The following is a 15178-nucleotide window of genomic DNA, read 5'->3' on the forward strand; positions in this document are numbered from 1 at the left end:
CCTCCAAGAAGGTGATTTTCCGTGAGTCAACAACAGCGTCCGAACAACGTCTCGATCGACGACATTCCAGTCGACGTATCGAACACCCAATCAGGCGAGGTCGACCCCGCTGAAGTACCCGAGGAAATCCGGTCGATCACTCGTGGACTCGCAAGCGAGCAACCGCCGACGAATCCGCTCGTCGTCCTGAAGGCCGCTCGCTGGTGGTATATACATGGCAAGGGCGGGACCGATCCCGCGTTCCAGTGGGCCATCGAGTGGGTGCGACATCTCGCGACGGACACACCCAGCGATGTCAACCAGTTCGATGCGTTCCTCGAATATCTCGTCACGATCGGGGTCGCTGACGAGAAGGCAGCGCTTCGATAACCGGTCCCCCATTCACACTACGGGGTGTTTGACCGGGCACTATCTCGAACAGAAACGGAGCTGACCGCAACTTGTCCAGATAGGAGGACGTGTACTTAGAACCGGTAGCATGCAACGTCTTCTCCACCACAGGTCGGACACGTTTCAGCGTCCTCGGGAAGGGTCGTTCCGCAGTGTCGGCACTCATACAGGGTGGAGATCGTGGACACACGAGTCCCAACGATCCCGCGGAGCGTTTCGGCGAGACCCATCCTCCCTGTGCTTGTGTCGCACTGGTTGTTAATCCTAGCCTCCGATAGCAGCCCCGATCTAAACCCCCGAAGTCGCGCCGATGTTTATCGTGCGCCCCGAGGGGCGCGGCGCGTCCTGACTTCTCGGAGACGTCGTCGTACTCGATGTGATGCAATCCATGATGACAGCTAGTGAATCGGGGGTCTCGTTCGAGGAGACCGACACCCGACACGACGAGATGCACAGTACCATCGAAGACTGGATCGACGAGCTCGTCGCAGACGTCGACGAGGCCAAAGTCAGCCAGCAGTTCCAGGAGTGGCTCGATGTCCAGTCCCGATTCCACGACTACTCCCATCGCAACACCCTCTTGATCAAGCTCCAGTGTCCCGAGGCAACCCGCGTGGCGGGCTACAATACGTGGAGGTCGGAGTTCGACCGGCACGTCCAAGAGGGCGAACAGGCGATCTGGATCTGGGCACCCATTATTACGAAACAGTGCCCGGAGTGCGAGAACTCACCGAGCTACCACGAGCAAAGCGACTGTGACTACGACGAGACACCGCCCGAGGAGTGGTCTAAAGGACTGGTTGGATTCAAACCAACGGCAGTCTTCGATGTGTCTCAAACCGAGGGCGAACCGCTACCCGAGCTGGAAACCGAGGCAGCTGGTGACGCCGACGACCTGGTGCCAGCGCTCCTTGATGCGGCAGCTACGCTCGATATCGACGTCCGTGTCGTCGACGCTGCTGAGTGGGAGCATGGCGACGCGAAAGGCGTCTGCAAACACCGGACTCTCCACGAGGGCCAGCCCGTCGTCGAAGCGAAAGCCCGCTCAAATCAGGCCGATCTCGCGGTGACATTGGTTCACGAGTACGCCCACGCGCTGCTTCATTTCGATGGCGACGACGAGCCCGAGCGCGCAAAACGCGAGGTCGAAGCGGAAGCCGTTGCGTACATCGTCGGGCGGTATTTCAACCTGGATACGAGCGGGTCAGCGTTCTATCTTGCCGCGTGGCAGGACGACGATGCGGAGAGCATTCAGGAGCGTCTCGGTCGGATCAGTTCGACCGCTCAAGAGATCATCGACACAGTTGTAGAGGGCTGAACACCCCCTCCCCGGCTGTTAACCAACGCCGGAGGGTACTCAGTCGACATTGTTGGTTAATTCGTTCGGCATCCCGACCCCGTGTGTTTCGATCGGTCCCAAGACATACCCCACCGACAGTCGATGTTATCGTTCAGAATCGATTCGGCGCTGCTGGTCACGAAGGAACTCAACGACGGCATCGATATCCTGTTCGGGAACCGTTTGCTGTTCAAAGACTCCTTTGAATGCGTCCGCGAAATCCCCCGATGTGAGTCGGTCGAGGACAGTCTCGATGCGACCAGCAAGCTTCTCGGACTCCCCGCGATGCAGATGAGTCGCGATCCGGTCGAAATCCGCGCCAGCAGCCAGCACCACCAGATCCCGAGAGTCTGCCTTGCGGCCACTGTGAAGTTTCACGGCAAACAGCAACTCCCGTTCCGGAATCCTGGCTGTTACCGGGCGCCCGGTTCGCAGTTCCTGGGTGACAGAGTGCTGGGTCAGATAGCGATACGACCATTCAGCTTCCGTCTGGCGACAGCCCAACGCGTCGACCATTGCGTCGAACTGAACCGGATTCCCGATATCTTTCGTAAACCGGATAGTCCGGCCCTCGTAGAGTTCGTTTCGCTCGACATCGGCCGTTTTCTCGTAGCCGCGGTCGGTGAGAAGGTCCGTGTAGTCGTCGACCGATTGCGCCGGAATGACGACATCGACGTCCGTGGTGAAGCGCTGATTGAACGCCGCAATCGCCCACCCACCGACGAGCACGTACGGCAGGTCAGCGTCAATGACTGTCTCTAGGGTGTCCAGCAGCTCGTCTTCGCGTTCGCCGAGGCTCATGCATTGAGACGCGGATCCTCGTGGGACGCGTCGATATCACGATCGTACTCGTCGGCGATCATCTCCAACGCTGGCTCGTAGTTCACCCGGTACTCCAACATGTGCTCAATCGTCTCGTCCAACGGAATGACCGGATTGCCGTCGACCCACTCGCGAGTGATCTCCCCACTCGTCGAGAACAACACGTACGAGACGGTCGCGTCGTAGTCGCTCGCATCCGGCCGCTCTTCAATCCGGCTCGGAATCCCGAACTCATCAAAGAACGCCGTCCACTGTTCGACGTCCTGATCGGCGACCTGTATGAAGATCGGGTAGTCGTCGTGGCCGCGGGCGATCTGATAGCCGCCGTGGGTCCAGACGTAGACGCCGTCGATTTTCGTGTACGCAAAGGGCATCCCGGCGAAGTGCGGAATGACGTAGCCGTCGTCGATTGAGGGGGGAACAGCGCGAGAGATGGCCGCGACGAGATCGTAGTAGCGATCCCTGACAGCGTAATTCTCGATGTAGACGCCGTCCTCGCGCCGGATGAAGCCTGCGTCCTCCAACCGCTCGATCCAGTCGTAGACCCACGAGTAGGAGCCGTCGATCTTCTGGGCGATCCGACGAATCGAGTCGCCCGGCCGGGCCGCGACCATGATCTTCGCCGCGGTCTCGTCGACGTACTCCATCATCGTTAGTTATCGGTATCGCATCTAACTGTATTAGTCTTGTCCCCCGTATTCCCTATAAAATTATCTCTATACAAATATACCATTCTTGGCTCCGGTAATCCGATCCGGCTCAGAATTTGAGCGGAGATGAATTAACCAACAGAGGATACGATGGATCGCTATTTGTTGGTTAAGTTTTTCAGCGCCCGCCAAGGGGCGGAGGCGCACTCCCGTCTTCACCGACCCATGATTGACCGATATCTAACGACCGTTCTCGACGAGGCAGAGCGAGTCGCAGAGCACCACGAGCAGGTCGCCCAATCTTCGGACCATCCGGAACACGAGTATCTCCGGTACGCCGTCCTTCGGCTGCTCGAAGGAGAGGCTGACGACACATCGGTGGAAGTACCGCAGGTTGACGGCGTGACTGTCGGCTACGGAGAGGACGACGCGATGTGCAACAGTTGGGACGACGACGTCGAGTGGTGGGAGACGGTTCCGCCGCAGGAGGAGTGTACTCGCTTCCGGGTGTTCTACCCCGACGAGTACGACGCTGTTCCGCGAGTCATCGTCGACGTGATGGCAGCACTCGGGGCGTGGCGTGTCTGGATCGGGAGCGCAGCCGCCTGTGGCTCCTACGACCATCGCGAGCGGCGGGAAGTCCACTATCTGTGGCCGGAGGGGCATCCGGTTGAGGCCCTGCTTGCGAATCGCCTCCAGGATCCCGAAGCTGCGGTTGCCCCAGACGGCGGCCGCTCCGGCGACGTGCGCGATCGGATGGTCGTCACGGAGCACTCGACCCAGCACGACGACCTCGAGCCGCGAACCAGCCGTGCCGTCGACGAATCGATGGCCGTCTCGCTGCTCGAAAAGGGTGGCCGCTATGAGGTCCGATCGGCGTCCGGAAACTGGTACGAAGTCGACGTGATCAGCGGGTCGTGTACGTGTCCAGACTGGCGGAAGCGTACGCCCGAGGGCGGCTGTAAACACCTCCGGCGAGTCGATCATGAGATCAAACAGGGGCAGGTCCCACGACCTGATGGGCGCCTCCCCTCGAACTCGTAGATTCGTCCAGAGTTCGAGGATGCTCGAAGGGCTGTAACATCAGACGAAACTCCTTGATGGAGAGTTTCGAGTATTGATACAGCTGCTGGAGAACCGGTGAGAGCCGTTGGTAGCGGCTTAACCAACAAAACTATGCGGTTTGCGCCTTTGTTGGTTAACACAGATCGGCCCATGTCCTACGAGCCACCGACGCCCCCAGCGGACCTCCCCACCGACGTCATCGACACACTCAACGACTATTCACCCGAGCTGCTCCGAGACGTTGCCCACTATGCCGAGGACCTCGCCGAGCATCGCGAGCGCCAGGCCCGCCTTGCCGAAGCGGAGGAGGAAGACGAGATCGACGAGCGACCCGATGACCTCCCCGATGATGTCCCGACGAAGGCGACGATCACGATCAAGGAGATCAACGATAACCGCTACTACTACTGGCAGTGGCGGGAAGGAGATCGTGTCAAATCAAAGTACAAATCCCCAGTGAATCCGGACGAGTAGACGGACTAGTACCTCAGTCGGATGGCCAGTTGTTCGGGGAGACACCCCGTCTGCGAAGTGAAAGACGCAGGGTACGGGAGAAGTCCCGAGTTGATGAGTGAGGATCCGGTCACTGTCGACGAACTCGCCGAGAAAGCCGACGAGTATCTGCACGAAGCTCACCCACACCGGAAGAATACGAAGCGCTGAAACAGAGTGTTGCGAAGCTCACGCCGATCTTCTCAGCTGAGAATTCGTACTTTGTCCTCGGCAGCTACGGGAAACCCGAAATCCGTCCTCTCCAGCTCGTAGAAGATCGCCTCAACCGACAGCCCGGTGCGTACGCGTTCCTGATGATCAACATTCGAAGCGAGTGGACGAAAACCTACCTCAAGTTCCGGCTGCTCGCCGATCATACAGACGTCATCGTGGGCGTCACCGAACACGCCCAGGGCTGCTTCCTCGTCGAGCAGGGCTACTTCACAGCTCTCGAGGAGTACTTTGCGAAGACGCACGTGTTCAAACACGACGTACAATACGATAGATGTGGACGCGATCGACACAAACGTAGCCGTCGAGAGTCCCTACAGTGGAATGCAGACCGCGATCTTCGAGATGCTCAACGATGCTAGGCGTCTCTGCCGGTGGACGACTGAGGACGACCTCGTCGAGTGTACCGAGGCTCTCGTGAGTGATCAGGAATACCCGTAGACAGAGACGAATCGGTTACTCCCACCCCCGACGTTTCTGTCGTTTCTCCACGAAATCCTGTTCACCGATGGCCCAGACAACGAATGAACTCGAACAGGAAGACATCCCCCGTTTTCGAGTAGTAAGTGCGGGGTGAATCCGTGCAAGATTGGGTCTTCGAACCACGAACCCTCACGCGATAAGTAGTCCACTGGAGAGCGATTACAAATGCTCGTAAATGAAATTTCGTTTAGATGCTGTCAGACACTCCACTATTGCCAGTAAAATCGGAGGACAAGACGCTATTTGATGAAATTGGCAACGGTGGTCCTGATAGTAACTAGTCGGATTGATTGGAACAAGGAAGTTACTGGCAACACCGGAGAGGGTACTGGAGAAACTGGCACTGACGGTTGCGCGGTTACTGGCAAAAGTGGAGAGGGTATTGGCAGTACTGGTATTGTCGGTTGAGAAGTCACTCCAGAACCCGATGCCGCTTGGCAGTTTCACGAATGTCGTTGAGCTCACCTAGTTCGCTCTCGAGTGCGTCGAGGGCCGACGACAGAGAGACATCAAGCTCGTATTCGTTGTAGTTCCCGCGTCCACTCGACGAGTCGACCAACCGTAAGATCCCGTGGAGGCTCAAATCCGACAGGTGGTCGTGTACTCGCCTGCGTTTCAGTGGTTCACTGCCGTGATTACGAAGAACCTCTCGATAGCGCTCATAGATCAGTTTCGTCCGTTCGGGTGTTTCTCCCTCTGCCGCTAGCTGACAGACAGTCAGCAATACATATTGCCCCTGCCGGGTCAACGAATGCATCCCTTCGACAACCTGTTGTCGCTGGATCTGATGCTCGGCCTCCCGAACGTGGTCTTCGGTGATTTTCGCCTCTCCACCCGCCATCGCGTCGTTCTCGGCGATATCAGCTGCTTTCCGGAGTAACCGTAATGCCTGCCGAGCAGATCCCGAGTCCTGTGCAGAGAATGCTGCGCACAATGGGATTACATCTGATTCGAGGACATCGTCGTAGAGCGCGATATCGGCTCGGTGCTTGAGAATATTCTGCAGTTCAGTCGCGTCGTACGGAGGGAACAAGATTTCCTCTTCGCAGAGAGTGTCCTTGACTTTTGGAGAGAGGTTTTCTCGGAACTTGAAGTCGTTCGAGATGCCGACCACACCGATTTTCACATCGAGATCCAATTGCGAGCGTGCTCGTGGAAGCTCGTACAGAATATCGTCATCCGAGCCGATGTTATCGATTTCGTCCAGAACCACGAGAATAGTCCCACCGATCGACTCAAGGTCGTTGTAGAGTTCGTTGAAGATGCGTTTTTGTTGATACCCGGTTTCGCTCATCGGTTCGCGCGAAGACGAGACTGTGGTGAGAGGGTGAGAAGGAGAGCGAATCTCGTTCACGAGATTGACCGCTACCTGATAGGATGTGGTGCAGCCAGTACAGTTGAGTTCAATAACGTTGAGATCGACGTCGTCGTACTCTCCGGCGGATTCCTGCAGCTCCTCAAGAAGATCGTGCGTAGCAGCTGTCTTCCCGACGCCGGTAACGCCATAGAGAAAGACGTTGTTCGGTTGCCAGCCCTGAATGACGGGACGGAGAGCGGCCGCATATTCGTCGAGTTCTTCGTCTCGCTCCTCGAGTGTCTCTGGCTGGTAATCATCCCGGAGGACGTCTTTGTCCTGGATGATGAACGATTCTCGATTGAATCGGCCCATAGGCGGACTCAAGACGAAGAACCATCATAAAACCATGGGTTCCAGTATCACCACTAACCCACCGCTCGAACCAGTTATGCCAGTACCGCAACCACTTATAAAACACACACACTCCACTATTGCCAGTAAACCTTTGCAACAACTGGAGGGGGTCGTTGACCCTCTCTAACCAACGATACTCTTAATACATTGCACGTTTAACCATACCCGCACTAGCGAAAACTCAACTAGCTATAGTAGGTTTAGATGACAGTAACTAGACTAGAGACGTGACAGCTTCTGCCCTCCCGTCCATTCTCCCCTCGTTACTGGCAATGGTGGAGTGAGAGAGGTACTTAAACGACGGTATTATTGGCAATACTGGCAACTTTGGTCGCCCTCTCCCTGCTACCATCGTTGCCTGGTCGATATTCCAGTCGAAATCTACCCTTCCCGACACCAATCGATCGATGACCGTGGACCTCTTTCCACATGTTTCGCTCGGTCCCACTTCCCGACGATGACCGTTTCTGAATCTACTCTCCGTGATCCCTGTCGTTCATCTGGTTCGAATTTCGACCGATACAGATCATCGATTAACCAACAAAGCGCATGTATTGACGGTCTGTTGGTTAACTGTTCATGGCCTATGCTCGATTCGCGGTCGGCACTCAGTACTAGTATCCCGTGATTTCGGCGTTTCGCGATTCCGCAAGGGTTCGATTGATTGCCGCTCGATCTCACCCAATCGGAGACAGGATATTACTGCATTGGCGACGCAGCTTCCGAACCGACGAGTGAGTACTCCCGGTCCCGGCTCGTGCCTTCCGCATCGACGAGGTTGTACTGGACCATCTTGGAGAGATACGTCCGCACTGTCCGTTTCGTCCGAGGATCGTCGACCTTCTCCGTATAGCGGTCGTGAATCTCGCTCGGCCCGAGTGGCTCGTGATCGCGAACAATGTTGTAAACGACGCGCTGGTGTGGCGTGAGTGAATCGATGCTCTTCTGCTTAATCTGGGCCCGGGCATCCTCGGCGGCGTCCAGGAGGATGTCGTTGGTGATCCGCTCCTGGTTCTCGCGGTCGGCCTTGCTGGCCGCTGTTCGAAGGATGCCGATTGCGAGGCGGGCGTCGCCGGCGGCCGCATCGGCGATGCGGTAGAGCTGGTCGTCGGTGATGACGTCCTCGTCGAGCCCCCACTTCGCCCGCGCACTCAGAATGTCGTACAGCTGCTCGTCGTGGTACTTGTCCATCCGGACGTGCTCGCTGGAGCGCAGCCGGCTCACGAGGCGGTCGTCGACGCGGCTGAACAGCTCCTCTTCCTTGTTCGCGATGCAGATGATCGCGAACTGCGGGAGGCTGTGGAGGTCGTAGATGACGCTGGGGTCTTCGAGCTGGTCGACCTCGTCAAGGATGATGACCGTTCGCGGGCCATCGTGCTGCTGGAGCCGGTCGACGAGTTCGTCGTGGGGCGTCGACTGCCGGTGGATGTCGATGGTCGCGCCGAGGTCGTCGAGAATCTGGTAGAGTGTGCGGAACCGGGTGTAGTTACGCCAGCAATTCACGTAAGTACTCTCAACATCCAGCACCTCCTCACGTAGGCGTTCCGTGACGAATTTCGAGATACAGGTTTTGCCGGCCCCGCTGGGTCCGGTGACGATGGCGGTGTCGGCGGGTTCACCGTTCGTGATGGGCTCGAGGACGCTAGAGAGGTGGTTGACTTCCGCGTCGCGATGCTCAACTTCCCGAGGGACGAACCCAGCCCGGAGAACACGAGCATCGCGGATCATCTGTTACTGACAGACTGGTTTTCCGTCAAGTTATAAAAACGTACTCGGGTCGTTTCCGGAAACTGCATGCTCCCGATTCTATAATTGGATTTCTCGCGTTGTGTATGCCTCTTTTCCCAATCGCGGAGAGATGCTTCCGGAAATTCTCTGAAAATTCGAGATCTCCTGAATCTATGAGTGAGTTCCTCGGGACTTGTTTCATACTTGACTGTTCGAGTTTCTGGAAACGTCCTCGGAAACTCTGTACCGGGGTGGTAGATCCAGCCACGGGGTGCCCTTGACACCTATATTGTTGAAACTCGGAAACGACCCGGATTCACACTTCAGGGTGGCACACATAGTGGGGGTACTGGCGCCGTGATATTCCAAGTGTTGTCCTTCCTACCATGATCGATTTCGAGGAGCAGATCTCGTCGATACTCGCAGCCGATACTAACGACCTCTATGAGCGTGATCCTGAGACGTTTTTTGCAGCCCATATTGGCTTCTGTCCGCGCCAGCTATACGTCAACAAACTCGGGCTCTCGAAATCCAAAACGTACTGGGGCAAGTATCGTGCGTCGCGTCTGATCCAGAACTACTTCGAGCAGCAGCTCAGCGATCGCAATCCGACACTGGAGACCGAAGTGAGCTTGAATATTGACGAGGGCCCTGTCCGATTTCTCGGTCGGTGTACCCTGTATGATCCCGCCGACGAAATTGCGTACGTGCTGAAGGTACGGAACGGCTGGTACAAATTCTCACCACCGATCGACCGCCATCTCGACCAGCTTCACATCTATATGCAGGGATTAGGAGTTGAGCAAGGAAAACTCGTGTACGTTTCAAAAAACGACCTCAGCGATATTCGGGAATGGCCGTGTTCAGACGCTGACTCGTCTGCCATCCAGTTCAACGAAACACGATATGAGCAGTTAGTCACGAAGGCAAAGCGGATTCGCAACCAGATCTGGACGCACGGCATCGCGACAAGTGAGGCCGAAATTCCACTTGAGAAATGCGGCTGCTACTTTTGCCAAGAGGAGTCGTTGGCTTTCCCGGATGCAGTGCGTCCAATGTCGGACGGGTCTGGTGAGCCAACTCTCGATACGTCTGAAAATGGGGGTTGTATGGCAGAGGAGACTGTCGAGACCGGCGTAGCTGATTCGACTGACCAGACCTCTTCTACCGAAGCGGAAACCAGGGATCTGCTTGATGTGCCTGATTCGAACGATACTCGTATTTTGGACGTGGATCGTTATCATATCCCGGCGGCATTGCGTGACTTGGATATTTGGGTTGTCTGGGATGGCCGGTCGAAAGTCGCTCTCGCGCCCTGGCAGGCGGACACAATGTATCCGTGTGAATGGGCCGCTTCAAAGGACGTGAATCCACGCCGAGGCTTCCAAAAAGCGAAGATGGTAGCGGAGCTTCCGCTTCGAGAGATACATCGTGTGTGGCCGTTCCCCGATGGTGAGGATCTTCCCGAGGCTGTGCATCCAGCGGTTCTCCTCCCACATGATCCACCAGATCCTCCGCTCTCGTTCGTGGATTTCGATGATGTTCGGGATCCAGAGACGGGTGAGGTATCAGACGAGGTAGCAACTCTCGTTGATGCGCTTAATGGCTATACGGAGGTGAGCCAAAGTGGGACAGGACTCCACGTGTACGTGCGTGGCCGTCTCCCAGAGGGGACCGGGGCCTTTGCGACGTCGCTTTCCCAGCGTGGCGCCCTCGAGATCTACGATCACTCGCGATTCACCGGTGGAACGTGGCGCCACGTCGCCGGGACCCCACTTGATAAAGTTCCTGAGGCGACGGATGTCCTCGAGGCAATCGTCTCCCAGTACTAGCCCTGGTCTTGCTTTGCCAATTCACGAATCCTCTCCTTCGTCTCTTCCTGATGTTCACCGAATGCCACATCGAAAATCCCTCTATAGAAGTGTTTGTTCTTCTCGAGAGTGATGTCTTCACGCTTCAATTGCTTTTTTAGCCGAGTGAATGTCACCTCAATGTTCTCACTCTGCTCCGGTTCAACGTATATAGTGGCGGAATCCCAGTCCTCACGGATATTCAGCGGTTCGCCGTCTGATTCCTCAATCGACGATTCAGTCTCCGCTGTAGGGGCCTCTCTCTGCTGACGGGATTGGTCTTCGGTTGCTGTTGTCGGATCACCGTCTCGGCTTTCTCCGTCCGGTGTGGTCTCTGTCGGCTCGTCGTCGGCCGTGGCTTCCTCGTCGTCTGCTTCCTCTGACGGATCCTCAAATCGCTCGTCCATTCCTCGGGGCATCCTTACACCTCCACCTGCGTTTTGTCGAACGCTCGTTCCATTGTCTCAGCAACCTCCAGGAAGAGGTCGCGTTCGACTTGTTGGTCGTTTGCGTCCTCCCATTCGAAAATATCGCAGCCGTTGTCCCACGCGCGCTGTATCGCTACCCGCATTGGAAGCTTGAAGATCGGCGCTAGTGACGCATATGACTCGTCAAATGCCTCCAGGAACTTCTGTGACTGCCCATCGTCTCTGTACATGTTTGCCAGCAGTCCCACGATCGCAATCTCGATCTGTTGATTATCCTCGATGGATTCCAGCTGGTCCCAGAGATCGTCTAGGGCATCCCGTGATGTGGCTTGGGTTTGTGCGGCCAGGAACACGTTCTGGGCCGCGATAAAGGCTGCATCCGTCAGCACCGAGAGATCTGGTGGGCAGTCGATCAAGATAAAATCGTAGTCGTAACCGTCGTCCACCAGCTCCTCGAGGGCAGTTTTCAGCGAGAGACGAGCACTTGCATCGTCCATCCAATCCCGGGCAAGCCCCATGTCTTTGTGGCTCGGCACGAGGTCGAAGTTCAGGTGTTCGTAATCGTCGCTATGGATCACGATTTCTGAGAGTGTCGTGTCGTGCGTGCGTGGATTGTCGACGAGGACATCGAGAAGATTCGCGTCATCAGTCGCGAGCGTATTTGGAAGGTCGTTTTTCGGGCTTGAGGGGTCGTTGTCGTCGCCTGGGCCAAGCCCCAGGCCTTTCGTCATATCGGCCTGTGGATCCATATCGATCGCGAGGACATCGTGATCTCGCGAGGCCAGTGCCGCTGCACTGTTTATCGTCGCCGTTGTCTTCCCAGTCCCGCCCTTCTGATTGCCGAAGGCGATCGTGGGAATACCGGTCGATGGTGTGACGCCCCAGCCACGAGGTGACTCGGTCATAGTACGATCATTGATTCAATGACTCATAAATCCACGTCAGACATCTAATCCCGCTCTGGAAATTCTAAAGTTCCGTATTCCGTGGCATAAACCGCTAACAGGCGGTTTTGGTGTTGTATTTGGTGGAAATCAAAGAATCACTGATTCATTGACTCAACACATCCTGGAATCCCCGCTGTGCTGGTTCCTCGTGGAATGGTGGTTGCTACTGGCAGTTACTGAATTAGTGCTCTGTGCTTCTCGGAGCAGGTAATTCATTGAATCCCTATCTCTTGGATTCACTGATTCATTGATTCAGTGCTTCAAATATTCATCAACTCGGCGATTCTCTATGATTCACTGAATCCCGGACTCAATTGTTCAATAACTCTTTGATTCACTGATTCACTGAATCTGTGATTTCCTGGGCTATGTTCTCAAACATTCTCCGGATAACAGACACGGATGAGATCACTCTGGCGCAGTCACTCCTCCCCGAAGGCGGCAGCTAGCTGGTCCCGCATATACTCTCGACGAAGCTTCCGGGCCCGCGAATCTGAGAGATAATTCTGCAATACGACGTCGGCACTCGCGCTTCCTTGTTCGGCCGCAATCTCATCGAGGCTTCCGAGGACGACGTCGAGTGACGAGGAATAGCCGTCATACCAGAAGCGTCGACCCATCTTTGGCGAGGGTGACACACCCCCGATCTCGTCAGGAAGGCCCGCTCGGTCAGCGAGTTTTGTGAAACGGTTCCAGACTGTCCATCGGGAAATCGGGCCGCCTGAGGCGTGTGGTGATGGAAACAGGTACCCGCTCCAGTCGTCGTGATCAGCAAACGTTGCGAGGCGGTCTTCGAGTACCTCTTTACCGTAGAGTAGCGACACCTCGCCGGGTCCGTTCTTCCGCTCCTCGAACGTAATATACGGTATTTCGTCGGTAGAGACGTCAAGGACGAATTGACGCGCTCGTAGGCTAGCCACCTCATTCGGACGAAGACCCCATGCACACAGGGCGAGTACCAGGAGACGGTCCTCTTGGTCGTCAGCCGCCTTGTAGAGTGCGCGAACATGCTCGGTGGCGAGACATGGCGTATCCGAATCGTCGTCATTGCCGTTAGACCAATCAAACTCGTCGTCGAGGCCGTCAGCGGGGTTCACCGCAGCCCATTTCCGACGCACCAGATGCGCATACCAGTTCGAAACCGCGAGATGAATCCGGCGTTTGGTTTGCCCACCGTCGAGATCCACGTGTAGGCGGTCGAACGCTGCCCAACACGCATCGACTGCTTTGTAGGCTGGGATGTCGCCGTCTCGAGCAACGGGGGTCACGAGGTCATCGGTATCATTCTCCTCGCAGTAGGCGGCGACGTAGCGGTTCAATCGGTAGCGGAGGGTATCGATTGACGAGTCTGCGAGCCCCTTCCGCTCCCGCCGTGACGTAAGGAAGGACTCGAGTGCCTCGATAGTCCGCTCGTGGTCGGTTGCCCAGTCGTAGCCCGATTCTACGGCGTCGACTTCGAGATCCTCACGCCAAAACTCTGCGAAGGTCCTGTCGTGATACTCCCGTAGGGCGTAAAGGAGCGGTCGGAAGCCGTGGTCGCGGAGCCAGCTGTGTGTCGGTTTCTCTCGTTTTGGATCGAGCCCGTCTGTCTCCATCACCGGAGCGACGACAGCCCAGTACGCGTCGACGAGTTCGTCGAGATCGAGGAGGGTCCACGAGACGCCGTCGACGTCGTCCCAGTCCCGATTGATTTCTGGTGTCGTTGCGTCGCTCACTGTGTTGGCCTCCACGGTATCCGCTGTTCGAGGCTATGACTTGGGGAGAGAACCTTCACTGAGTCAGTTCCCAATTCTAAGCCCGGCATTTTTGGCTGGTAGCGTGTTTCTCACAGATACAATATAGGTTTTGGGGACAAACAGACTGGAGTCTGTGTGAACACCGAAAATAGGTGTGTAGTGCCCCGAAACTGTATAAATTCTATGTCGCTATACAAATTTGGCAGGGGAAGCGGCCTCAGCTTTTCTCAATCTCGAAGGCTTGGTCAAGGAGATCTGCGAGATCACGTAGGTTTTCCGCAGCATACGATTCTACTCGCATTGCCACACGTTCCGTTTCCTTCTGCTTCTTCCACAGCGTCACCACGACATCGGAATCATCACGCGGGTCTGGGAGTGCCGCTGTAATCCATGCTGTCACGGTTGGCGACCCTTTCAACCATCTCTTACTGAGTTCATGCCACTCCGGATCACACTCTTCCGGTGACGGTCGGTCCTCCCCGAACGCCTTTCGCTCCAAATCATCGGCAAAGGATCTGAGTTTCACAACGTCATTAGGAACAACCTGTACGGAAAGCGACTCGCTCTCGCCCCAGCTCTTTGCCTTCCCAAGTGAGAACGTTAGATGCCCGTCTGGCGTTCTGGAAATTCGAGCGCTTCCTCGTCGCTTGATGTTTTTCTCCGCGATAGTAACCCACTCTCCCGACTTGTCGAACGACATCCAGTAGTCTGCAGGAATCGGGACTTCAATCTCTGCAGTTGGATTCTTCTCCTGCCAGAGCCACCGCGTCACGTCGGGATACCCCTCCGTCTCGTATCGGTCCGGGAGGGCGTACGGCCACACCGAGAGAATGCCGGAGAGGTCAACGTTGTGAGTGGTAAAGTCGTCTTCCTCGAGCCAGACAACGCTGTACTCCCGATCAAGATAGTGCCTTACGACTGCTTCTTTGTCTTTTCCCTTATTCCGGTACTGGGCTTCAACAGCAATTCCCTTGCCGTATGGATCACACGGCTCGGGGAATTCCAATAGCACGTCAGGAATACGTCCCTCGAGGTTGGATTCGAGTTCAATAGTCGCCTCCGGATAGTCGTTCTCCAGGCGCGCGTATGCGATGGCCTTCATCTTGTGATGGATTTCGGACTCCCCTGGGCAGTCACCATCACCACTACCGGCTCCGCTGCCATCTCCTTTCCCGCCGCCCTTGTGACTGAAGTGCCGAGATACGAACGTGCTCCCGCGGTTGTAGGACCGGACCACTGACATTTCCTCCCCGCAAACTGGACACGCAACTGTCGATCCGCCCGGGACCTGTGGAGGGAGTACTTC

14 protein-coding genes and 1 pseudogene are annotated in these 15178 nt (G+C 56.2%); 6 read left to right on the forward strand and 9 right to left on the reverse strand.

Annotated elements, in window-relative coordinates:
• Positions 1 to 21: 21 nt before the first annotated feature.
• Positions 22 to 369: a DUF8013 domain-containing protein gene (locus MXB53_RS14725; RefSeq protein WP_248898328.1), complete on the forward strand. Its 348-nt coding sequence runs from the start codon at positions 22 to 24 to the stop codon at positions 367 to 369.
• A gap of 95 nt (positions 370 to 464) precedes the next feature.
• On the opposite strand, the gene MXB53_RS16050 is transcribed toward MXB53_RS14725, so the two are convergent.
• The gene (locus tag MXB53_RS16050) at positions 465 to 620 is read right to left on the reverse strand and encodes a zinc-ribbon domain-containing protein (protein WP_465261844.1); all 156 of its coding nucleotides are present in this window, start codon (positions 618 to 620) and stop codon (positions 465 to 467) included.
• A gap of 158 nt (positions 621 to 778) precedes the next feature.
• Between MXB53_RS16050 and MXB53_RS14730 the strand changes: the two genes are divergently transcribed.
• The gene (locus MXB53_RS14730) at positions 779 to 1708 is read left to right on the forward strand and encodes an ArdC-like ssDNA-binding domain-containing protein (RefSeq protein ID WP_248898329.1); all 930 of its coding nucleotides are present in this window, start codon (positions 779 to 781) and stop codon (positions 1706 to 1708) included.
• Between the two features lie 126 nt (positions 1709 to 1834).
• Here the strand turns inward: MXB53_RS14730 and MXB53_RS14735 are convergent, their stop codons facing one another.
• Both MXB53_RS14735 and MXB53_RS14740 read right to left on the reverse strand, forming a co-directional pair.
• The gene (locus MXB53_RS14735; RefSeq protein ID WP_248898330.1) at positions 1835 to 2530 is read right to left on the reverse strand and encodes a nucleotidyltransferase domain-containing protein; all 696 of its coding nucleotides are present in this window, start codon (positions 2528 to 2530) and stop codon (positions 1835 to 1837) included.
• Positions 2527 to 3198 carry a helix-turn-helix domain-containing protein gene (locus MXB53_RS14740; protein WP_096396482.1) on the reverse strand — a complete coding sequence of 224 codons (672 nt, stop codon included), beginning with the start codon at positions 3196 to 3198 and terminating at the stop codon, positions 2527 to 2529. Before MXB53_RS14740 ends, MXB53_RS14735 begins: the two co-directional genes overlap by 4 nt.
• A 228-nt stretch (positions 3199 to 3426) precedes the next feature.
• Here MXB53_RS14740 and MXB53_RS14745 point away from each other — a divergent pair, with 228 nt between their 5' ends.
• The 3 genes and pseudogenes from MXB53_RS14745 to MXB53_RS15885 all read left to right on the forward strand — a co-directional run bounded on the left by MXB53_RS14745 (position 3427) and on the right by MXB53_RS15885 (position 5430).
• Complete coding sequence (locus MXB53_RS14745; protein ID WP_096396483.1) at positions 3427 to 4245, forward strand: hypothetical protein; 819 nt, start codon at positions 3427 to 3429, stop codon at positions 4243 to 4245.
• Between the two features lie 171 nt (positions 4246 to 4416).
• Positions 4417 to 4740: a DUF6788 family protein gene (locus MXB53_RS14750; protein WP_004594473.1), complete on the forward strand. Its 324-nt coding sequence runs from the start codon at positions 4417 to 4419 to the stop codon at positions 4738 to 4740.
• A 93-nt stretch (positions 4741 to 4833) separates the two neighbouring features.
• A pseudogene (locus MXB53_RS15885) lies at positions 4834 to 5430 on the forward strand (DUF8170 family protein).
• A 454-nt stretch (positions 5431 to 5884) separates the two neighbouring features.
• On the opposite strand, the gene MXB53_RS14765 reads toward MXB53_RS15885, so the two are convergent.
• Both MXB53_RS14765 and MXB53_RS14770 read right to left on the reverse strand, forming a co-directional pair.
• The gene (locus MXB53_RS14765; protein WP_004594472.1) at positions 5885 to 7141 is read right to left on the reverse strand and encodes an orc1/cdc6 family replication initiation protein; all 1257 of its coding nucleotides are present in this window, start codon (positions 7139 to 7141) and stop codon (positions 5885 to 5887) included.
• A 741-nt stretch (positions 7142 to 7882) separates the two neighbouring features.
• Entirely contained in the window at positions 7883 to 8911 is a 1029-nt protein-coding gene (locus MXB53_RS14770) for a Cdc6/Cdc18 family protein (protein WP_248898331.1), read from the reverse strand.
• Between the two features lie 386 nt (positions 8912 to 9297).
• On the opposite strand from MXB53_RS14770, the gene MXB53_RS14775 reads away from it, so the two are divergent.
• Entirely contained in the window at positions 9298 to 10743 is a 1446-nt protein-coding gene (locus MXB53_RS14775) for a hypothetical protein (RefSeq protein ID WP_248898332.1), read from the forward strand.
• On the opposite strand, the gene MXB53_RS14780 is transcribed toward MXB53_RS14775, so the two are convergent.
• The 4 genes from MXB53_RS14780 to MXB53_RS14795 form a co-directional block, all read right to left on the reverse strand.
• Positions 10740 to 11168 carry a DUF8160 family protein gene (locus MXB53_RS14780; RefSeq protein ID WP_345779742.1) on the reverse strand — a complete coding sequence of 143 codons (429 nt, stop codon included), beginning with the start codon at positions 11166 to 11168 and terminating at the stop codon, positions 10740 to 10742. The genes MXB53_RS14775 and MXB53_RS14780 overlap by 4 nt on opposite strands.
• Positions 11169 to 11182: 14 nt before the next feature.
• Positions 11183 to 12094 carry a ParA family protein gene (locus MXB53_RS14785; RefSeq protein WP_248898334.1) on the reverse strand — a complete coding sequence of 304 codons (912 nt, stop codon included), beginning with the start codon at positions 12092 to 12094 and terminating at the stop codon, positions 11183 to 11185.
• A gap of 464 nt (positions 12095 to 12558) precedes the next feature.
• The gene (locus MXB53_RS14790) at positions 12559 to 13851 is read right to left on the reverse strand and encodes a tyrosine-type recombinase/integrase (RefSeq protein WP_248898335.1); all 1293 of its coding nucleotides are present in this window, start codon (positions 13849 to 13851) and stop codon (positions 12559 to 12561) included.
• Positions 13852 to 14089: 238 nt separating this feature from the next.
• Complete coding sequence (locus tag MXB53_RS14795) at positions 14090 to 15115, reverse strand: competence protein CoiA family protein (protein WP_345779735.1); 1026 nt, start codon at positions 15113 to 15115, stop codon at positions 14090 to 14092.
• Positions 15116 to 15178: the final 63 nt, after the last annotated feature.

The sequence above is a fragment of the Haloplanus sp. XH21 genome, assembly GCF_023276355.1.
GTDB classification, from domain to species: Archaea; Halobacteriota; Halobacteria; order Halobacteriales; family Haloferacaceae; genus Haloplanus; species Haloplanus halobius.